The sequence below is a fragment of the Bradyrhizobium manausense genome, assembly GCF_001440035.1.
Taxonomy (GTDB): Bacteria; Pseudomonadota; Alphaproteobacteria; order Rhizobiales; family Xanthobacteraceae; genus Bradyrhizobium; species Bradyrhizobium manausense.
Map to the genome: position 1 here is coordinate 58,853 of NZ_LJYG01000105.1, position 21,068 is coordinate 79,920.

15 protein-coding genes and 3 pseudogenes are annotated in these 21,068 nt (G+C 59.8%); 7 read left to right on the forward strand and 11 right to left on the reverse strand.

Going from position 1 to position 21,068, the window contains the following annotated elements; translation table 11 throughout:
* Positions 1-2 precede the first annotated feature (2 nt).
* Entirely contained in the window at positions 3-2,438 is a 2,436-nt protein-coding gene (gyrB, locus tag AOQ71_RS29095; RefSeq protein WP_057754041.1) for a DNA topoisomerase (ATP-hydrolyzing) subunit B, read from the forward strand.
* 1,342 nt (positions 2,439-3,780) lie between these two features.
* On the opposite strand, the gene AOQ71_RS29100 is transcribed toward gyrB, so the two are convergent.
* The 5 genes from AOQ71_RS29100 to AOQ71_RS29120 are packed head-to-tail and all read right to left on the reverse strand — an operon-like array spanning position 3,781 to position 8,346.
* Positions 3,781-5,199 (reverse strand): DEAD/DEAH box helicase, encoded by a 1,419-nt coding sequence (locus AOQ71_RS29100; protein WP_057754044.1) that lies wholly within the window; start codon positions 5,197-5,199, stop codon positions 3,781-3,783.
* On the reverse strand, positions 5,189-5,620 hold the full coding sequence (locus tag AOQ71_RS29105) for a hypothetical protein (protein WP_157083672.1): 432 nt from the start codon (positions 5,618-5,620) through the stop codon (positions 5,189-5,191). The genes AOQ71_RS29100 and AOQ71_RS29105 overlap by 11 nt, the downstream gene beginning before the upstream one ends.
* On the reverse strand, positions 5,617-6,645 hold the full coding sequence (locus AOQ71_RS29110) for a hypothetical protein (protein ID WP_057754050.1): 1,029 nt from the start codon (positions 6,643-6,645) through the stop codon (positions 5,617-5,619). The genes AOQ71_RS29105 and AOQ71_RS29110 overlap by 4 nt, the downstream gene beginning before the upstream one ends.
* Positions 6,646-6,655: 10 nt before the next feature.
* Entirely contained in the window at positions 6,656-7,711 is a 1,056-nt protein-coding gene (locus AOQ71_RS29115; RefSeq protein WP_057754053.1) for a hypothetical protein, read from the reverse strand.
* Between the two features lie 2 nt (positions 7,712-7,713).
* Positions 7,714-8,346, reverse strand: coding sequence for a hypothetical protein (locus AOQ71_RS29120; RefSeq protein WP_057754057.1), 633 nt, complete (start codon positions 8,344-8,346; stop codon positions 7,714-7,716).
* A gap of 255 nt (positions 8,347-8,601) precedes the next feature.
* Between AOQ71_RS29120 and AOQ71_RS50405 the strand changes: the two are divergent.
* The 3 genes and pseudogenes from AOQ71_RS50405 to AOQ71_RS29135 all read left to right on the forward strand — a co-directional run.
* Positions 8,602-8,979: pseudogene (locus AOQ71_RS50405) on the forward strand (hypothetical protein); the annotation flags it as partial.
* Positions 8,980-9,090: 111 nt separating this feature from the next.
* A complete protein-coding gene (locus AOQ71_RS43990; protein WP_057754065.1) occupies positions 9,091-10,521 on the forward strand; it encodes a hypothetical protein in 1,431 nt (476 codons plus the stop codon).
* Between the two features lie 586 nt (positions 10,522-11,107).
* Positions 11,108-11,839, forward strand: coding sequence for a DUF1353 domain-containing protein (locus AOQ71_RS29135; RefSeq protein ID WP_162268416.1), 732 nt, complete (start codon positions 11,108-11,110; stop codon positions 11,837-11,839).
* A 27-nt stretch (positions 11,840-11,866) separates the two neighbouring features.
* Here AOQ71_RS29135 and AOQ71_RS29140 read toward each other — a convergent pair whose 3' ends face one another.
* Both AOQ71_RS29140 and AOQ71_RS45465 read right to left on the reverse strand, forming a co-directional pair.
* Positions 11,867-13,039, reverse strand: coding sequence for a hypothetical protein (locus AOQ71_RS29140; protein WP_057754071.1), 1,173 nt, complete (start codon positions 13,037-13,039; stop codon positions 11,867-11,869).
* Between the two features lie 2 nt (positions 13,040-13,041).
* Entirely contained in the window at positions 13,042-13,791 is a 750-nt protein-coding gene (locus tag AOQ71_RS45465) for a hypothetical protein (RefSeq protein WP_157083675.1), read from the reverse strand.
* A 285-nt stretch (positions 13,792-14,076) separates the two neighbouring features.
* Here AOQ71_RS45465 and AOQ71_RS29150 point away from each other — a divergent pair, with 285 nt between their 5' ends.
* From AOQ71_RS29150 to AOQ71_RS29160, 3 genes are all read left to right on the forward strand, one after another.
* On the forward strand, positions 14,077-15,714 hold the full coding sequence (locus AOQ71_RS29150; RefSeq protein WP_057754077.1) for a caspase family protein: 1,638 nt from the start codon (positions 14,077-14,079) through the stop codon (positions 15,712-15,714).
* Between the two features lie 19 nt (positions 15,715-15,733).
* Complete coding sequence (locus AOQ71_RS29155; RefSeq protein ID WP_157083676.1) at positions 15,734-16,630, forward strand: S1 family serine peptidase; 897 nt, start codon at positions 15,734-15,736, stop codon at positions 16,628-16,630.
* A gap of 386 nt (positions 16,631-17,016) precedes the next feature.
* The gene (locus AOQ71_RS29160) at positions 17,017-17,304 is read left to right on the forward strand and encodes a hypothetical protein (RefSeq protein WP_245317238.1); all 288 of its coding nucleotides are present in this window, start codon (positions 17,017-17,019) and stop codon (positions 17,302-17,304) included.
* A 217-nt stretch (positions 17,305-17,521) separates the two neighbouring features.
* On the opposite strand, the pseudogene tnpC reads toward AOQ71_RS29160, so the two are convergent.
* The 4 genes and pseudogenes from tnpC to AOQ71_RS29180 all read right to left on the reverse strand — a co-directional run bounded on the left by tnpC (position 17,522) and on the right by AOQ71_RS29180 (position 21,066).
* A pseudogene (tnpC, locus tag AOQ71_RS29165) lies at positions 17,522-19,093 on the reverse strand (IS66 family transposase).
* 73 nt (positions 19,094-19,166) lie between these two features.
* Positions 19,167-19,459, reverse strand: a pseudogene (gene tnpB, locus AOQ71_RS29170) (IS66 family insertion sequence element accessory protein TnpB).
* Positions 19,460-19,509: 50 nt separating this feature from the next.
* Complete coding sequence (tnpA, locus tag AOQ71_RS50410) at positions 19,510-19,821, reverse strand: IS66-like element accessory protein TnpA (protein WP_430648660.1); 312 nt, start codon at positions 19,819-19,821, stop codon at positions 19,510-19,512.
* A 552-nt stretch (positions 19,822-20,373) separates the two neighbouring features.
* Positions 20,374-21,066, reverse strand: coding sequence for a 4'-phosphopantetheinyl transferase family protein (locus tag AOQ71_RS29180; RefSeq protein ID WP_162268417.1), 693 nt, complete (start codon positions 21,064-21,066; stop codon positions 20,374-20,376).
* Between the last annotated feature and the right edge of the window lie 2 nt (positions 21,067-21,068).

The following is a 21,068-nucleotide window of genomic DNA, read 5'->3' on the forward strand; positions in this document are numbered from 1 at the left end:
TCATGACAGAACCTGCTCGGCAGCAAGCTGCCGAAAACGAGCCCTCCACCGCGAGCGAATACGGCGCGGAATCGATCCGCGTGCTCAAGGGGCTCGACGCCGTCCGCAAGCGCCCCGGCATGTATATCGGCGACACCGATGACGGCTCGGGCCTGCATCACATGGTGTACGAAGTTGTCGACAACGCCATCGACGAGGCGCTGGCGGGCCACGCCACGCGCGTCGACGTGATCCTCAATGCCGACAATTCCGTCACCGTCCGGGACGACGGCCGCGGCATTCCCGTCGACATCCACAAGGGCGAAGGCATCTCGGCGGCCGAGGTCATCATGACCCAGCTGCACGCCGGCGGAAAATTCGACCAGAACTCCTACAAGGTCTCCGGCGGCCTGCACGGCGTCGGCGTCTCCGTCGTCAACGCACTGTCGAGCAAGCTCGGCCTGCGCATCTGGCGCGATGACAAGGAACATTACATCGAGTTCGCCCATGGCGATGCGGTGGCACCGCTCAAGGTCGTCGGCGATGCGCCGGGCAAACGCGGCACCGAGGTGACGTTCCTGGCCTCGACCGAGACCTTCAAGAACATCGAATATGATTTCGCGACGCTCGAGCATCGCCTGCGCGAGCTCGCCTTCCTCAATTCCGGCGTCAACATCGCGCTGTCAGACATGCGTCACGCGGTCGAGAAGCGCGAGGAGATGTATTATTCCGGCGGCGTCGAGGAATTCGTCAAATATCTCGACCGCAACAAGAAGGCCCTGGTGCCCTCGCCGATCATGGTACGTGCGGAAGCCAATGGCATCGGCGTCGAGGCCGCTTTGTGGTGGAACGACAGCTACCATGAGAACGTGCTGTGCTTCACCAACAACATCCCGCAGCGTGACGGCGGCACTCATCTCGCCGGTTTCCGCGGCGCGCTGACGCGCCAGGTCAACGGTTATGCCGAGGCCAATGCCAAGAAGGAAAAGATCGCTCTGACCGGCGACGATTGCCGCGAAGGCCTGACCGCGGTTCTGTCGGTGAAGGTGCCGGACCCCAAGTTTTCGTCGCAGACCAAGGACAAGCTGGTGTCCTCGGAGGTGCGTCCCGTGGTCGAGAACGTCCTCAACGAGGCGCTCCAGGCCTGGTTCGAGGAGCATCCGTCCGAGGCCAAGATGATCGTCGGCAAGGTGATCCAGGCCGCTGCCGCCCGCGAAGCCGCGCGAAAAGCGCGCGAGCTGACCCGCAAGAGCCCGCTCTCGGTGTCCTCGCTGCCCGGCAAGCTCGCCGACTGCCAGGAAAAGGACCCGGCCAAATCGGAGCTGTTCATCGTCGAGGGTGACTCGGCCGGCGGCAGCGCCAAGCAGGGCCGCAACCGCGAATTCCAGGCCGTCTTGCCGCTGCGCGGCAAGATACTCAACGTGGAACGCGTGCGTCCCGACAAGATGCTGTCATCCGAGCAGATCGGCACGCTGATCACCGCGCTCGGCACCGGCATCAGCGACGAGTTCTCGATCGAGAAGCTGCGCTACCACAAGATCATCGTGATGACGGACGCCGACGTCGACGGCGCCCACATCCGCACGCTGCTGCTGACCTTCTTCTACCGGCAGATGCGCGACATCATCGACGGTGGCTATCTCTACATCGCCCAGCCGCCGCTCTATAAGGTTTCCCGCGGCAAGTCCGAGCAGTATCTGAAGGACGAGCGGGCGTTGGAAGATTATCTGATCGACGCCGGCCTCGACGACTGCGTCTACATCCCGGGGACCGGCGGTGATCGCTCGGGCCGCGACCTGCGCCAGCTGGTCGACGATGCCCGCGTGGTCCGCAGCATCCTGCGCAACCTGCACAGCCGCTATAACCGCAAGGTGGTCGAGCAGGCCGCCATCACCGGCGTGCTGAACAAGTCGGTCTACGGCAATCCCGAGACCGCCGCGGCTGCGGCGCAGTACATCGCGACCCGGCTGGACAGCCAGGCCGAGGAGGTCGAGCGCGGCTGGACCGGGCAATTCGTCGAGGGCCAGGGTTTCCTGTTCGAGCGCACCGTGCGCGGCGTCAAGGAAGCGGCCGTGATCGACGACGCGCTGCTCGGCTCCGCCGAGGCGCGCAAGCTCGACGAGTACACGCCCAAGCTCCAGGACGTCTACGCTCGCGCCGGCAAGCTGCGGCGCAAGGACTCGGAGCACGTGGTGCACGGTCCGTCCGACCTGTTCGAGGCGGTGACCGAAGCCGGCCGCAAGGGCATCGCGCTGCAGCGCTACAAAGGTCTCGGCGAGATGAATCCCGAGCAGCTCTGGGAGACCACGCTCGACACCGAGGCGCGCTCGCTGCTGCAGGTGAAGGTCAAGGAGGTCGACGAGGCCGACGACATCTTCACCAAGCTGATGGGCGACGTCGTCGAGCCGCGCCGCGACTTCATCCAGGAACATTCGCTGAGCGCGACGATCGATATTTGAGGCGGTTGGTCTTTGTCGGATAACGCATATCTCTAACTCTATGACGGTAATGTCGGACTCGATTTGCACACAACCCTGACCCAGAGCGTTACTACCAAAGATTGAGCCAGCCCCCTAAGTGCCCGGCCAGCCTCCGTCATTGCCGCCTTAGCCTCTTGAATTGCTGAACTGCCCGGCTTTCCAGCGCGCCTGATCGATCTCTAGTCCTGCCCAGCCTCAAGCCTGGGCAAGTGCTCAGTGAGCCTCCCGCAGCATTCTGGAGCGTCTTTCAGAGCCTTTAGTCTCCAACGGAAGGGGGACCCGCTGCCCCCGAGCCGAAGCGGCGCCCTGGAGCCTCCAGCCGGCAATAGCGCACCATGTGCTCTCAACGGTCCCTTCCCGCGTCTGACGGCTAACCCCAAGCCAATGAGCCATGTTGCCCTTGCCGACAAGGCTCCCGATACGGTCTGAAAGAAAGCAATTTTCTCCGGATAGGAAGCAATTGCGTACTCGGTGAAAGCAATTGCCGCGGCTTTCGCGTTTCGCCTTCCATTTGATAGCTATTTTGGGAACTCTACCCAAGCCACTGCGCGGCATCAAAATGCAACTTTGCACACGCAATCGGAATGTTTGAGCTCACCCGGAAGCCGTCGCTCGCTACCGACTATCGACCCGCCACCGGGAAGAAGGCCCCTTGAGCTCCTAGGCGTTTTCAGCCCTCCTTGTGAGGATTGGCTACCTAGAAGTGTCCCGCGTCGCATTCGCTGCTCGAATCGTCCAGCGGGCGGGCCGCCAACCGCCCTTGGGTTTGAGAATCAGTCCGGAGACGCATTCCGAGAGGAACCCAGGGCCCACGGAACGATAACCACGACGGAGCCGAAAGTGCCTGAATACCTTTCTCAGCGACAGAATGTCCTCACCCAAGATCCCGCCGAGACCGCGGAGCCATCATATGCCCGTGTAGTAATCTGGTGAAGGTGGTCAACAACTGAAGGCGGGGTTCTGGGCTCACCCGCGTCTCTCCGAGTTTCCGGAATTCGCGCGCCGCTTGGTTCGCCATGGCGAGATTTTTCTCAAATCATGCACGGAGCTGCCCTGCTCTACAACCTGTCTCTCAGCGAGCTACGTGGGCGCGACGACTGGACCAAAGAATATGGCGAGCGAATTAGGCCGCCTGGAGCGAGGAGACCGGGCCCACGATCGCGCGGCTGGTCACTTGGCGAATTTTGGAATGCCGTCAAGAGGCATCCGCCGAAATTGGGAACGCGCTCACCGGGAAAGTGGGCGCACCAACAGTTGCCCCAAGGATTGCATTCGATCGTCTTTCCCCAGCGCGCGCATTCGACCGACATCGGAATCTTTTCTATTTCTCCGGAACCAGCAGAGCGCGCAGCACGTCCGGCTTTTCGAGTGCCGCATCGGAAGGGCTCACGGTACCCGTGTCCATCTGCACGAACTTCGCGAGCCTGCTTTTCTGCTCCAAGGAGAAATCCACGAACTCGTCGATTGAGTTCTCTGCGACGAGCAGCACGATCTCACACTCTCTCGTCTGGGAGATTCGGTGAATGCGGTCCTGGGACTGAAGGTAGTCGACGAGATTGAAGGTACGGTCCAGATAGATCGCGAGATTGGCCAGGGTGAGCGTCAGACCTTCCCGGGCTGCGGCCGGGTTCGCTATCAAGAGCCTTACATCGTCATCCGTCTTGAATGCGCGAACCGACGCATCGCGCTTCTCGGCGGACAGGGAACCGTGTAGCGTGACGGGCGAGAGCGAAGCGAAACGCGTCTGCAGAGCAGGAATGTTCTGGACGAAGGAAGTCCATACGATCGCTTTTCTGTCGGAGCCGTCGAGCGCGATCTCCAGAAGCTTGTCGAGGGCCGAGAACTTGCACGGTGTCTCGTCGTACGAGGCGTCGAGCACGCCGGGATTGGAAGCAAGTTGCGCTAGTCGGATCAATCTCGCCAGGATAGCTTCGGCCTCCCTGACCACTTCCCGACCATCCATGGATTTGACCCAGATCGCCAGTTCGTCGCGCATACTCTCGTACAACTCGAGCTGTCGACCTTCCATCCGCAGAAGCATCCGCCGAAAAAGCTTCGGCGGCAGCGAGACTGCGTGGTCCTTCAGGCGGCGCTTGGAAAGGTGCGCCACCTTGTCCCGCAGTTCGTCGAGCGCGACGTACCCTCCTCCCTCTCCGCGGTATCTCGCGCGGAAGTCGTCGAAGGACGCCCCGAGCGATTCGCCGTCGTCCAGAAAATAGAACTGGCTCCACAGATCGTCCGGTTTGTTCGCGACCGGCGTCCCGGAAAGGATGTACCTTTTTTTGGCGCTCGAACGAAGCTGCAGCACAGCCGACGTCACGCGGGCCTCCGGGGTCTTGATCCGGTGGCTTTCGTCCAGGACCAGCGCCATCGGCTTGAACCGGAGCAAGGCCTTCAAGGAAGCGAGCTCGGCGGCGACTGCCTCGTAGTTGATGACGTAGAAGGCGGCGCGCAACCGGGCGAACGCGCCTCGCCTGGCCTTTCGGCCCGAGCCGAAGACCGCCACGGGCAATTCGGAGAACTTCGCGATCTCCTCGGACCAGTTCGTCTTCAGCCCATTCGGGCACACGATCAGTGCGCCGGCGACGTCGCCGGAAGAGATCTGTGCCGCTATCGCATCGATGAGTTGCTTGCTCTTGCCGAGGCCTTGCTCGTCGAACAAGGCGGCCCGCTCGTTGCTGACGAGAAAGTCCGTACCTTCCACCTGATGGGGAAGCGTCGTCGGTGCATCACGCCGCATGACGTCCTCTCAGCAGAACTTCGGGAACGTGCAGTCTGAAGACATTGCGGGCGCCGATGACGCCCGCTGCGGAAAGGGCCTCGTCGAGCAGCGTCGCATCTTCGCGAGGAACGGCGACGTAGAGAGGACAGCGGGCCGAGGAGCCCTTTATCCTCAGACGCCCGAAGATGGCGAACTGCTCGCGCGTGCGCGGCGACATGAGATCCTTGCCCGTCTTCGCCTCGCAGAACGCGAGAATGCCGTCCGCGTTGATTCCGAACGCGTCCGGGCGCCGGCCGCGCAGGGCGAAGGGCTTCGGCAAGGCATTCCAGGTTCCGGCCTGACGGGCGCAGCCGTCGAACGCGGCGACGACGAACCCGTCGGCCGCCATGCGGCGCGTCGCCCACAACAGAAGAGCCTGATGTGCTGCCCCGACCGTCATGCGCGGCGGCCTCGCGCTTTTCTCGTCCCGACGCGGCGGACGTTGTCAAGGACGTCGTCGAGCGTCTCGCGCAGGTTCTCGAGCACCTCCAATCTGTCGGAACCGCGCGCGGCTTCCATCATCTCGCTCACCGACATGTCGGCGAGCCGCTGCCGTGTCCGCTCCATGAGAAGGTAGAACTCCTGCTCGCGGGGATTCTTGGCCGCCAGATATTCTTCCGCCGCGTCGAACCCCTCGATCTCGAGCAGACGGACGGCTTCGTCCGCATCGAGGATCTTCGGCAGCTTGCGCACCTTCATGCCGGTATCCACCCGACCGTCCATCACCCAGTGGGCGAACCTCTCGGGAAGGTTCTCCATGGTCTGGCGATGGCGTTGGATCCGTCCGTTCTTCGAGAACTCGAGGAAGTAGGAGAACTTCGTCCTATGCTCCGCGTCGGTAGGATCGGAGGCGATCGGAAAATAGAGCCGATCCATCAGATTTGCGGCTTCGATGTGCTGACGCACGTCGTTGGTGGTCATTCGGTATCGTTCGGCGACTTCCGCCTCTATCAGCCCACCCTTGACGAGTGCCCTCATCTGAAGCGCCTTTTCGTAGGGCGCCCAGCCGCGCACTGATCCGAGATGGATCTCGTTGAGCAGGTCCTGCACCGCCTCTTCGGGCGTCCCTTCCGGGATCAGCCAGGCCGGCATCGACGAGAAGGCCGGATTTTGCGGAAACTCCTCGCGTGCCGCGCGCAGCGCGACGACGCGGCGGTTACCTTCCGCGACCGTGCGGTCGTGCCGCACGTAGATCGGTTCCTGGACGCCCCCGGACAGGATGATCGAGCGCTTCAACGCTTCGGTATCCTCCTGACTGGTGAGCAGGAGCGCGCATGCCGCGTCGCTTGTCTCGGCCGGCTGCAATTGCCTGATCGAGAATCCGACGCGCGGGTTGGTCGGATCGAGAATTACCGCATCGGGGTCGACTTCGATCAACTCGAGTTCGACCTTGGCACCTTGGATGTTGCGCGCATATTTCGCCATGTTGGCTCCCTTAGTCCAGACCGTCGCAGAGATCGACGAAGCGCTCCAACGCTTCGCTGAGTCCGCGAACGATCGCCTTGGCGCTTCCGTTCTCGTCCCTTCGGACCCTTTGAATGTCGTCCAACCGCGCGTCTTCCAGCGCTTCGGTCATTTCGACCATCAGCTTGAACAGCGGAGAGGTGAGCTCCGGCCTGTCCTGCTTCAGGATCTTCATCGCGGCGTCGCGACCCTGCCGGTTGAAGGCGGCGATCGCCCGCGGATTGGAAACGATGTCCTTGAGCTCGCGGACGTGCTGGCCCTGCGAGATCTTGCCCGTTCCCACCCACTTGACGAAGTCGTCGATGGACTCGGGCGAACGTGTGATCCAATCCCTCAGCTCGGGCTTGTTGAAGAGCTCGAGGAAATAGCTGAACTTGCGGACCGCTCCGGGTCCGGGAAAGGCGATCAGATACTTGTTTTTCATGACGTCGAAGGCGCGCACGTTGTGGTTCACGGACGTCTTGGAGGTCTTCAGTATCTTGGCGATCTCCTCCTGCACCATGCCGAATTGCGTGAACAATTGGTGGATATGACCCGCCTTTTCGAAGGCCGACCACTTGTTCTTGCCTCCGACGTGCAGTTCCCCGAGCAGGATCGCCACCTGCCGATCCGAGATGTCCGGCGGCAACACGCGGGCGGGAATGGTACGCCAGGTCGGATCGTTGGGATGGTTCTCGCGTAGCTTCCGATAGACAACGGTACGGCAGTTTCCCTCGGCCACGACCATGTTGCTGCGAACGATGATCCGCTCGATGAGGCCCTTGTTCGCCTGCACCGAACGATAGAGATCGTGGACGTCGCTGTCGGACCACAGCAGGCCTTCGAGCGCCGCCTGCAGTGCGGGCTCGTTCCCGCTCGCCGACAATGCCGCGGTGTTGGCGACGCGGGGATTGGTGGGGTCCAGCAGGACGTCGTCCAGAGGGATGTCGAGGCCGCGCACCTGGACCTTCATCCTGTCCAGCGTGATCTCCTCGACCTGCTCGACGACGACCTTCGCCGGTTCGGACTTCTGACTGCTTGCGACCATCTTCAACCCTTTACGGCGCCGATCACTTCGGCGACGGATTGCACGGCTTCCCTGAGCTCGAGCACCGTCCGTTTGGCCGGCGCCGATTTCTTGAACATGGCTATTTCCGATTGACTGAGATCCTTGAGCGCATCGGTGACGCTCTTGACCAGTTTCAGCGCCCGCGATCCCGCCAGGGGATCGACCTTGGTCAAGGTCTTCTTGGCAGCCTTGAAGTCGGATTTCCTGAGCTCGGCGGCCGACTTCCGGTTGGAGTATACCTTGTCGAACTCGCGTACTTCGGCGCCCTTGATCTTGTTCGTCGCGATGAGCTTCGCCAGCACCTTGCGGGCGGACTTGTCCTCGCGGTGCGCCTCGTTCTTCTTGGTCTTGAAGAATTCCAACGCGTGGCTGAATTTGGATTCCAGCACTTCGGTCGCGTTCCCGTTCTTCGCGTGAGGAAGGACCTCGTTCACGAGGTAGTTGAACGCATCCAGATACTGGCGGACTTCGCGCTCCGACATGCGCGTCTCCTCGGCGATCTGCGCGAGCGGAAGTTTGTGATCGTGCGCCATGCTGTGGATATGTTCGGCCTGCGCGTACGCACGCCATCTGGTCTTTCCGGCGATGTGATAACCAGCCATCAGAATCGCCATCGACCTCCCGTCGATGTCGCGAGGCAAACGCGCCACCGGGACGGTCTTCCATCTCGCGTCGTTCGGGGCCCCCTCGTTGAGCGTAGCCACCGCGGTCGTACGGTTGTTTCCCTCGACCACCAAGCCGTCGCTCGCGATGATGATGGCTTCCTGCAGGCCGCCCGACTTCCGGGAGGCAATCAGAAGGGCTCGGCACCTCCGGTCAAACTACCCAGGAGTGCATGCAGCTCTCAGGATCGGAACTGCATGAAATCGATGACGACGATCACGGGCCTCGCAAGGTTGAATGCGTCCGTACCACTGTGGTCAGACGAGCCTGCGTACGCCTTGGCAAGCAGGCTAGCGCGACGCAATGGTGTGAATTCGCTTGAGTCTTTCGAGGGCGATCACGGAATCCCTCTCCGGGAACTCCTTCATGGACACCGAAACGCCGAAATAGCCGTCCTTGCAGGAGCGAAGCTCTCTGAACTCGACAAAGCTACCTTTCGCGTCGCGAGAAACGGCGAGCGAATTTGGATCAACGACGAGGTGCTCCATCGAGATGATTGGTCTTATGCTTCGTTGCGAATCTGTCCGAGCTGCGTCCAAAGCGATCTCGAGCACCAGGATAGCAGGCGCGATTTTCTCCCACACGTCCGTTCGTGGTGGAATCTAATTTCGATATCAGTCTGCCCGATCCACGCTGTCGAACTCGTAGAGTGGGACCGAGCCGAGACGCCTTCGTTAAAGGGCGGTCACGTACGATTGGACGTACGCTTCGCCGTCGGGCTGCAACGCGACTTCACCAGGCTAGGTCGCAAGAGAATCGAAGATGTGAGCGCCGAGGCATACATTCTCGGTCGCCTGGGCTTCATGCCACGCCTGAAATCAACCGTACTCGACGGATTACCCCTCTGGAACGCAATTCGACTGATGGACCGTATGGGAGCGGTGGCAACGGGAGGCATCCATGAGTACACGTCGTTTGGTGGGAGCGTGGGCCGGCGTGAGGCTCTCGCCGCTGGCTACGGTCTGTTTGCCGAGGGTAAAGAAGGTTTCTTTCGTTTCCTCGACGGCTTGGTTAAGTCCGCTGAGATTAGGAATGGCAAATGGGGTCCTCGACGCGTGTACGGGCGCGTTTACAAATGGCTGTCGTACGAGACCCGAGACAGTGCATACGATCCCATTCGCGAGCTCGTTCGCGAGCATGCGGCGGATAACCTTCCGCTGAGACCCAGCGATCTTCTGTTCGGTAAACCCGTTCGCTACCGTCGCGTCTACACTCTCTGGCATGCATCGCGCGCCATCGGGGTAACCGCCTCAAACGCCGGACGCCGTATCTTTCGTGCACTTGGCTATTTGTCCTCTGACGACGTCGCGAAGCCTGAATGGCAACTCTTGCTCAAGTCTCATATCGTTGATGACACGCGCGCGCAGATTTCTGACCGGATGAACTATAACCAGGCCATGCGATACCTAGGAGTCCCACGCGGGCCGATGCTCAACTTGTACGAAAAGGGACTCCTGAAGCCATTTCTCGATGCTTCGATGGATTTGCATGAGCACATCTTCCGACAGCGCGACCTTGATCGTTTCCTGCATTCGGTCATGGGCGACGCTCCCAGGGTTCAAGGTGCAACGTCCAGTACGTGCAACATCGTCATCGCGGGAAAGCGCAGCCAGACCTCAACTGCGGAGATTCTTGAGGCAATGCTCTCCGGTCGACTTAGATGCAAGGGGCGCCTGACGTCGGCAAAGGGTTTGATGAAAGTCTTGGTCGACCTCGTTGAAGTCAAGGAGCTTCGTGACTGGAAAGCCGCAATTGACCCGAGCAGGACTATCGATGCATGCCGAAGGCAACTCGGCATCACCTGGATCGTGATGGAGCGTTTGATCGCCTTGGGGTATATCAAGATATCGTACGCAAGAATCGGCTTGAGAAACAGGCAACGAGGTCTCGTCGACGAGCAAAGCTTCAAGCGGTTTGTCGCTACTTACGTTAAAGGGACAGAAATCGCGAAGCTTCGACAAACTCACGTCCGGACACTTGTGCCCGAGTTGCGAAAGCTTGGTGTCAGGCCAGCGATAGAGAAGCGTGATGTAGGGCAGTATTTCTATCGACGCGCAGATCTACCCAAGGCATTCACACAGATCGAATTCGTGGGAGAAAAATCACTCCGAGAATTGAGCCGTTGAGACTCGCCGGGCACATCAAGATCTTTTAGCAGGTTAAGGGCGACGACTGAGGGCGAAAACCTTTCAATCCACGCTGGCGGGCGTGGATTTGACGGCCGTATGTGGCTAAAGCGGCAGGTATTCTCGTCGGCGGAGGGGCTCCCAGTCAGATGGGGTTCGGGCAGTTATCGCCGATGCCCATCAGCACCTCCAGGAAAGAGTCTCCCCGTCAATTTCAGCCAGAGCGGCGTTTGCCCTTAGCATCTGCAAATCACGGCGGCGACCGCCAACTCGCCCGACTATTCCCGGGCAATCAATCCCGTGAAGAGCGTGAGGCGCGGTTGCCGAATACGGTTGGACAGGCGCCGCTGAGATCACTCTAGACCCCAGCTCAATGAGGTACGCCCACCAATGTCGCCCCGCATCGATACGTGCCGGTAGCGAGATTCTGCCCCTTGCCAAGGGATGGGCGAGGGGCGCTTTCTCGCACTTGTTCTATTGCCATCGGAACGCAGGTGCGAGCGCATTTTCTTCCACCATTGGCCTTTCGATCACACTCGAAATGTACTTATACTCGCTCATGCCGAGTCAGCTACAGGCCCGACCAATGAAATGTAACATTGCCATTGCCATGATCTTGAGTGTTGCATTCGCGCTGCCTGCTCGCGCGGAATTTGTCGGAACGCTCGAATTCGAGCCGGCCGGCTGCAAGAGCACGGGGCAGTGTCTATTGGTCTATGACTTCGGCTACATCGATCCCAGTGGCGTCGGCTGGCAGGCGAAAGCGGGGCTGAAGACCGACGGCGCATCAATTCCGGCGTGGGCGCAATCCATTATCGGCGGCGCCTGGGATACGGAATATTTACGAGCGGCTGTGATACACGATCATTATTGCGAAAGGACCGTGAGGCCGCGAACGGCGACGCACCGCATGTTTTACAATGCACTGATCGAGAGCGGAGTGAGCCAGGCGAAGGCTTTGGTAATGTACTATGCGGTCATGGTCGGATCGCACATGTGGATCAATCTCATGGAGGGGCAGCCCTGTTCGGGCATAGCCAACTGTGTTCGTCGCGCGCCCGCAGAGACTGTGATCCCAAACGCATCCATCCGGCCAAACCAAGCCGGCGAACTTCAGGCATATCGTCCGCCCAGATTTGATGACCCGGCCGTGATGCGGGATATTCGCGAAGCGCAGAAAATCATTGAGGCCGGATCGATCAAGGCCCCGGAAGAAGTCGAACAGTTCGCAAAGCGTCGCAATCCGTCGGACTTTTTTCTGACGCATGGAGATAGCGTTAGATATCACGGGCCTAGCAGTAAGCTGCCGGACAGATGATTGCTTGAGATTACGAGTTCTACTCGGCTAACGATCAAAAATGACTGTGCCGACGTACTGCAGCCCATCCAACCCCGCATTCGAGCGAATGAGGAACGAGGTCGGTGATACGTTGCTGGTCACGCCCTTGTTGATCTCGCCCGCCATCGGCGCAGGCTCACCCATCGCGTAGTAGCCGTTCACGACCTTCATGCTCGCACGGCTGTCCTTGGCGACCTTGATGTGCCCAGAAGACATGCGACTGGCGAGCTGGGACTCGTCGGTCAGGAAATCCACAAATACGGATTGTGTTAGGATCGCCTTCGATCGCTCGGCTGTATATTTTCCTCCGATCAGGGCCGCTTCCGGTCCTTGAACCAGTCCTGCATCTCCAGCGATCTTCGGTATGATGCCGGTCAGCATGCCGTCGGTCGTAGAGAAAATCGGCCTTATGCAACTTTCATCGAACGAGCCAGGGTTGCAGTCACGAAGCCCAAGAAGGCTCCAGACAAATTCGGAGCAATAGCTCTTGAAGCTTGAATTCTTTTGGCCAAGAGCGATCTCCGCCAGAAAGCGAATCTGATCTTTAGGCACGGTAATGCCCACAATCCCTCGCTTGTACATTGGAACGCCGTAGTCAGCGAAGAACTCGAAGTTTCCGCGTTTGCCCAGGATCGCCTTGGCCCATTGCTCCAGATTGCGTCGCTGGCCGTCGGTGAGAGCAGGACGGATCACATGAATGGCGTCCAGATCGGAATAGTGCTCCGGATAATTGAGCGGACTGCTGTAGGAGATCGGAGACTCGAGCGTCATGACAAATTGGTCGTTTGCATCCGAGACGATAAATGCCATCCCGGAGTGGGAAACACCTAATTGCATGTGTGCGTAGGCGAGTGTCTTGTCCCACAAGGGACGAAAGCTGAGAAGGATATCACCCGGCCGCAGTAACTTCGACCGTGCAAGATCGACGGCAGCTTGTTTGGAGCCTTTGACGGCTGCACGAAGGTGGAAAACCCGAAAGCCAACATCGCCTTCGCCCATATGCTCGCTGACTGTGACGTTCGCATCTGCCGAGCTGTCGATCGTAGCCCATGTCGACCGAGGCGGCATCATGAACGACGAAACGTTGAGCAAGGATGCAATGGGCGCGACCTGAGCCATCGTCGGCGCAGATCCCAAAGTGGAAAATAACGCAAATTGGATCAGTAGAATCCACCGCATCGCTATTCCTCCCCGACGAACTTGATCTTCAAAGGATCAATCGCGGCGTCCTGCTGCCGTTCGATAATGGAAAAGTTGCCAGCGCGACCCAACCGGACCACGAAAGCCGAACTGGCGTCCGGCGCATCCGGCTTCTTGGTTGCGCTGCGAACCAGGCCGACGAAATCCACATGTAGCAAAGTATTATTTTCGTCTACCGTCACGACTACTCGCTTTGCGGAGCGGTCGTCGGCGGTTAGGCCGCGAACTGCAATCAGGCGAGCCAGCGGCGTCGACCTTCCTCGGGCGTGGCTTGCCACCGCGAGCACTACTTGCTTACCGAGATCCGTGATCCTGCAAGGTGCTTGTCGCATCGAGTTAGCATCGCAGCCTGGTAGGCCTGCAAGTGTGTCGTCCGTTCTCGAAATATCGATAGATGGACCGGAGGTCGCACCCAGCCTCAGCCGGCGCTCTCCGCTGCCGGCCGTATTCAGCCGTACCGCGAACTCCGATGTCGTGGCCGAGCCAGAGCGTCTCCGGAATGCATCGCCAGTCGTGTCAGAACGTTGTTTTATCTCAACGCTTACGTGATTCAGATTGTCGCGCTGAACCCATGTCGGCAGTTCGCTGGCGCGCGGGATGATGGCGAGGGCCAGGGTTGCTCCCTGCGGATCAATCTGGTTCAGCAGGATTTCTCGAGGTTGAGCCAGGGAAAGATCGGAAATCCCGGCAAGAGCGATCGTGCAGACAATAAATAGAAATCTATGATTCATATTGCGCTCCGTCACGAGGCGTACGAAACACGATCAATAAAACAAATCCAACCTGGCCGGCTTACGTTTCGGCTCAAGCTTGTCTGGATGTATCCTGATGTCGTGACAAATCTAACCCAACTATCGCACAGGATGCAAGAAATGACACTTGCTATCGGCGAGGTTCGTCGACCGCCGACGAGAAGACCCGAAGCCGCGCTCGCGAGCCGTTGCAAATTCCAGTTGCAGCACCAATAGATCGTTGTCTAAGATAGAGTTCGTAGACTTCGGCGGGGCGCGGAAGGTATGCTACGGCTATTCGTTTTTTTCTTTGTTGTTCTTATTTCGTCGGCAGTCGCTCAAACTTCGGACCCAAGGTTTACAACGGAAGCACCCGTCAAGCGGTTTGCCTTCGTGATTGGGAATGCCGATTATGCGACAGCCGAGAAATTGCCGGGATCAATTGCGGATGCGAAGACGATCGCCTCAAAGCTTCGCAATGTCGGTTTTGACGTCAAGGAGCTAGATAACTTCAAGGATCGCGACGAATTTCTTGTACAGTTCGACGCGTTTCTGGATTCGATCCGCCCTGGCGCATTTGTCGTGTTCTATTTTTCAGGGCATGGTTTCACCTACAGAGGCGAGAGCTATCTGGTCCCCCTTCAATTTCCATCCCTTGTCGATGCAGACGACGTGTTCTACACTTTCCTTTCGGCGACTGCCCTGCAGGATAAGATCAATCTCCGCAAGCCAGGGCTGCTTCTGATGCTGCTCGATGCTTGCCGCAACGTTACTGCTTCGGTCAGGGAGCCTGGAGGTGGCGATGTGGCCGTGGGAAAAGGTCTCGCAAGCCTCCTGACTGCCCGCAATAATATCATCGGGTTTTCTTCCGCGCCGGGTTCGACTTCGATCGGCAGTGCGAGCGGCGGGCTGAGTAAGTACACCGAGGGACTTGCTGCCCATCTGACAACGCCGGGTATCGAGATAAACGAAGTTCAGCGCCTCACCGTCAAAGATGTTAGGGATTCGACAGGGGGCAGGCAAAGCCCATGGATGTCGTCTTCTTTCACAGTTTACGTCCACTTCAATCCTGATGAGCAGACGAAGAAGGTCTATCAGGTACAATGGCTGGCTGCGTTGGACCGTGACAATGAGCGGGCAGTCACAGATTATCTCGAACTTTACGGCCTCGGACCGTACGCGAACGCGGCGCGGACATGGCTGGCGGAACGGTCAAAGAAGGCAGCGACCTTTACACGCCTCTCACCCGAAGAGATCGATCTCAGCTGGACGTTTGCCAAAGGCAACGGAACGGTCGCTACCGTCAAACAATTCAAGATGCCTCTGGGGTTTGAGCGGACCGCCTCGTCTGCTCTTGTAGGACCAGATCCCGGCGCGCCGCTGCACGATCGCGTCGCGTCGACCTTTGCGAACCAGACTGCCATCGCACTCGGGCCCATTACAGGGCGCGCGGCGCCGGATGCGACCGCGCCTGCAACGACGAATCTGAGCTTTGGTGACAAGATCAAGGTCGAATCGTACCATGTGCAATCCGGGATAGTCTGGCTTAAGGCGGTCGGCAAGACGTCGACCTCCTTTTGGGTGCCGCTTCCGGAGAGCGGGATTCCGCCGCGAGATGTCACAATTGGATCGCCATTGGAGGAGTTTGATCTTCTGCCTGGCCCAGGACCAGCGTTGGCGAACGAGGAGCAAATCGACAGGCTCATCGTCAATCGAAAGGGATCACAGATCAAATGGGTATCGATCGCGATGCCGGAGAGAGCCGGTCGAAGCGCCGCCGAACAGAAGGCGGCCACCGAAATCCGTGTGAGAGCGGCCCATGCCGCCTATCTGATTTCGAAGGTTATCCCGACAGGCAGGATCTCTCTCGTGGAAGGCGTAAATGGCATCGCCGAGCCGCGGATACGTCTTTTTGGCAATTGATTGAGGCAGGAGGCCTAGCGTGAAGGCATTTGTTTTGCTTGCAACTGGCGCCATGTTACTCGGGGCCACGCTTGGACATTCTCAGGAACTCACCAAAGAGACGTTCAAGCAGACGCGCTCGAAAGACTTCAATGAGACGGTGGCACGGTATCTGAACAAGGAAGCGCCGAAAATCGTTGGAGGAGATCGGGCGAAGAGCGGTGCATATCCTTGGCAGGTGACGCTCCTCGTGAAGGGAATTTCCGATGCCAGGCAGGCTCACTTCTGTGGTGGAACCATCTACAATGAGCGGTGGATCGTAACGGCGGCTCACTGCCTGGACGGCCTAGATTCAAGCCAGCTTGAGGTGGCCGCGGGAACCAACGTGCTGGGCTCTGGGATAAAAAGGATTGCCGCGGCCCGGCTTTTTGTGCATGCGAGCTTCGACCCGTCTACACTGGACACCGACGTCGCCTTGATCGAGCTAATCCAGCCAATCGCCCTCGATCAGCGGCAGACCTCGATACCGCTGCTGTCGACAGCCGAGGAAGCAAATGTCTACAAGGCGGGATCCGAATTCATGGTGACCGGGTGGGGGGCCACCGAAGAAGGAGGAGATACAGTCCGCGACCTGCGGGAAGTGAAAGTGCCGTTCATTTCGATGGCAAGATGTCGTGACCCTCTCGCGTATGGCAAGGAGGCGGTCACCGACAGGATGATCTGCGCAGGTAGAGATGGCGTAGATTCCTGTCAAGGTGACAGCGGCGGACCACTGGTCACGGCTGTGTCAAAAGAAAAGGCCGTTCTCGCCGGCATAGTCAGCTGGGGAGACGGATGTGCAAAGCCCGGTAAATATGGTGTCTACACACGTGTCCCTGCAGTGAGCGCATGGATTGAAGCCTGCGTAAGCGGCGGCGGTTGCCCGGCAAGTAATTGAATTGGCAGGAGCCGTCGACCGGATGCACGAGAGTATCGTGCGCAGTTCTGTGAGCGGCACGCTTTGATGTTTTAGCGCGTTCGCACGGCGTCGGTTTGGCTTGGCCCCTGTCTCAACGACGACTTAAGGTAGAATGATAGAGCGGCCTCCGAAAGTGTCGCCCTTCGCGCGGCCGAGCTTTGCAATGTTGCCCCCGGCAGATGGATGCGGATCACGGGCACGGTCGATGCGGTGACGCTGAAGGCCGCGCTGGCGGCACTGGGAGACGGACGGCCGCGGTAATCCCCATTGCGGTCGTCGGGCCGGGAAAGATTGACGTCTTTTGGACCATAGGGACGTTGAACCGTTGGCCAAATCTCTATTTTCCAAGCAGGAGATCTATCATTTTGAAGTCGACCCGCGACAGTCCAAGCATACCGGTACAGCCGAACGTCAGGCGGCGTGCGGTTTTGGAAACGGCACGGAAACTTGGTCTGCTCGGTGGCGAGCACCGTCGGATCGGCGGCCGCGTTTGCCGAGATCAGGTGGCAGCTGCGAAGAAAAAATCCGGCATAACGTCCGACACTGAGCTTATCGAGTACGCGCTGGCGAAGGTGGCGCTCGAAGACGACTTCGGCACGAGACTCATCCGTCGTAAAGGCCTGGTCGCGAAAGACGTCGACCTTGAGTTTTGATCTGCTCCGTTCGCTGCGGCGGATCAAGCTGCATCGCACTGCGACCGCGATTCACCGCCGCCGTGCGAGTCGTGGAGACGACGCATCTCTGCGTGCGCCGAACTGCTCTTAGATATACGCGCGTCTGCATCGATGTGCTTCGAAGTCGCACTCCGCGAGCACTGAAAGCTTGCTCGAAAGTATGCATTTGTCGTCTTTGCCGGACAGTTGATTGGGCTCAAGCAGCGTGAGCGACGCTCTGCGAACGCCAGTTCCAGGGGAAGAGTTCGTGAATGCGCTTGGCAGAGTGATCCGGCAGGCGGGCTAGGACATCGGCCAGCCAGGCTTGCGGATCGATATTGTTGAGCTTGGCAGTAGCGATCAGACTGTAGATCGGCAGCGGTGCGACGGCCGCCCTCATCGGAACCCGCGAAGGTCCAATTCTTTCTTCCGACGGCGACGGCTCGTAGCTCGCGTTCGGCAGCGTCGTTCGACATGCATAGGCGCCCGTCGTCGAGGAAGCGGGTGAAAGCGTCCCAGCGGCTGAGGCAATAATTTATGGCCTTGGTCGTGTCGTTGTTCCTGGAGAGCTTGGCGCGCTCTCGCAACCACGTCTCGAGCTCGACGATCAGAGGGCTGCTACGCTCCTGGCGCACGCGCAGGCGCTCCTGCGCAGCAAGACCGTTGATCTCGCGTTCGACGGCGAACAGGACATCAATGCGCTTGACCGCCTCGGCCGCGATCGGCGCCTTGCTGAGCCGCGCGAGGTCAAAGAACTTGCGCCTGCCGTGCGCCCAGCACGCGGCCTCGATGATCGGACCGCCCTTGCGATTGGCCTCGTAGCGCCTGCCAAAGCCGGCGTAGGCGTCGGCCTGCATCAGTCCGGCATAGCCCGCCAGATGCTGCTCCGGATGCGCACCGCCACGGTCGGGCGAGTCGAAGAACACGGCCGCCGGCGGATCTGGGCCGGCAAACGGACGGTCGTCGCGCACATAGGTCCAGACCCGGCCGGTCCGGGTCTTGCCCTTGGCCAGGACCGGCACCGTGGTGTCATCCGCGTGGATGCGCTCAGCGGCGAAGACATGGCTCCGGATCGCATCGACCAGAGACATCAGGGTTGCCGCGCGGAGGCACCCACCCGGTCCGCGAGCGTCGATATGTCGAGGTCGATGCCTTCACGCTGGTAGACGCCGCTCTGACGATGAAGCGGCAGGTGCAGGCCGTACTTGGCGAACAGGACATGGGCCAGCAGCTTGGGCCCTGCACGCCCGCGCGCAATCGGATGCGAGGGAGCCGGCGGCTGAGCGATCGCTTCGCAGGCCCGGCAGACGAGCTTCTCGCGCACGTGCTGGATTACCTTCCACTGGCGCGGAACGAGCTCCAGCGTCTCGGTCACGTCCTCGCCAATCTTGCGCAATCGGCTGTCGCCGCAGCATGGGCAAGTGGCCGGCACCGGATAGACAATGCGCTCTCGCGGCAAATGCTCCGGCAGCGGCCGACGGGCTGGCTTGCGGCGCTCGAACGATGGCACCGCTATCTTCTCGGCTGCCATCTGCGCCGCGGTCTCAGCTTGCGCCGCGGTCTCCTCCAGGTCGGCGAGCTGCAGCTCGAGCTGGTCCAGCAATGCGCCTCGCTCGGAGGACTGTCCGAACTGCTCGTGCCGCAGCTTCTTGATCGTGAGTTTGAGCTTCTCGATCAGCAAAGTCCCAGCCTGAGCCTCGGCTTCCGCGGCCAACCGGGCCGCTCGCTCGGCGCGCAGCATCGCCTGCAGCGTGGTCACATCGTCGGGAAGAAAATCATCGGCGCCCATCGCCGACCAGAGAATCACAAGGTGCGGTCTCTGTCCGGACCGCTGATCGTGCCACCAATTCAAATCCCAGCGATCAGCCGGCCGCCTGCGGTCGCCAGGTCTGTTGCGGCATCCGCCAGTCGATGCCCTCCAGCAGGTAGCCAAGCTGGGCTGGGGTGATTGTCGCCACGCCATCAGCCGACGACGGCCACAGAAAGCGGCCGCGCTCCAGCCGCTTGGCATAAAGCGACATGCCCAGTCCATCGTGCCAAGGATCTTGATCAGCGTGCCACTCTTGCCACGGAACACATAGAGGTCGCCGCTGTGCGGGTCTCGCGTGAACGCTTCCTGCACCAGCAACGCCAGCGAGTTCATGCCGCGACGCATATCGGTGTGGCCGGTCGCAATCCACACGCGCACGCCCGATGCAACGGGGATCACCGCGGCCGTCCATCTGCCAGTGCCGCCACCGCGGCCTTCAGCGTCACCGCATCGACCGTGCCCGTGATCCGCATCCGAGTCCCAACCGCAAACTCGATCTCGATGGCACCGCCGCTGCTGGACGGCGCGACTGGACAGGATGTCGACCCCGATTCCGCGACCACTATCGCCGGTACGAAGCCAGGTTGATCGGCGGCAACCTTCGGCTCAGGGCGAAACGACCGTCGCCATCGCAGCAGCAATGACCGCGAAACGCCATACCGGCGGGCTGTTGCCGCGACCTGGCGCGGCGCCTGCAAGCTCTCCAAGCGATCTTGAGCTTCTCATCCTCGGACCAACGCCGCCGCCGGCCCGTGTCCACCACCTCAAGCCGTTCGACTTGGGCACTGGGCCTATCACCGTCCATAAAGACAGTTCTCAACAACACGCCTCATTCGGCAAGGCGGCCTTCACCGGGCGGATACTCAAATGGTCTAGTTTTGGCCATTGCTCTTCTCCAACGCCACTGGCGAGCGCGCCAAATCAATAACGGATTGAGACAACTGGCTGGTTTCTCTAACCTACGCCACGCCGTATTTTATAAGATACAAATCCCGCAGCAACAACTCAATGCCGTCGTTTCTCGCTTGATCTGGCTGCTAAACCACCGAGTCAACGGCGAGCTTGCGGGACCAGGGTCTTGCCCGGACGCATACTTTCCGTTTGGTCTGGGTCGACAGATCCAGCCAGGGTCTTTACCGGATGCGTACGTTCCAACTGCTAAGAAGCCAATCTTTGGAGACGCTCCAATAGCCACCCACTGTCGAAACGCTAGGTTGCCGCAGATGCGTATCTTGGCGGGAGAGCTTGCAGATCCGGGATCAGTAAGTCATCCAGATCACGGCAACTGCACAACCTTCCAATGCTGCGCATCGGCCAACAAACGTCCTTGATCCACTAAGGGAAGGGCTGCTGGCCTTCATCAACCGCGCGACGAAACTATTGCTCCCACGATCTATGGATACTTGTACGTCCAAGAAGTCGAGAAAGTGCCGAGTGGCCGGGAAATATGCCTTGAAGAAGGCCTCCTTCGCCACAAACCGCAACAACATCAAGTCGGTCGCGCCGTCCTCCTCGTCGAGTTCGGCTTCGTCGGGGCGGCAGATTAGTGGTTCTATGTCAGGATTGATATTCGTCCTCTGCTCGATATCGATCCCAAGTCCAGCGAGATTGCGTGCATGGCCTACAAGTGCGGCGCACAACTTGCCTGAATGGCTTATCGTTCCGACGAAGCCGTCGGGCCATTGCGGTACCCGATTTTGGTCTGGCGGAAGACTGACTGCTCCACTACCGAGGCGTGCAAGCGCCTCACGGGCGAGACGACGACCGGTCACGAACTCATCACGACGTAAGGATACAGCGCGGGCCACCACTGCCTGCTCCGCAGCGTCGAACGCGGTAGAGGAGCTAATGCGATCTATCGCAATAGCGATATCCTGAGGCACAACAGCAGAGAGCCAGACGCCAAGGTGCTCAAGAGAATCGCTGATCTCAGGCGCTTCGTACGTGGCCATCT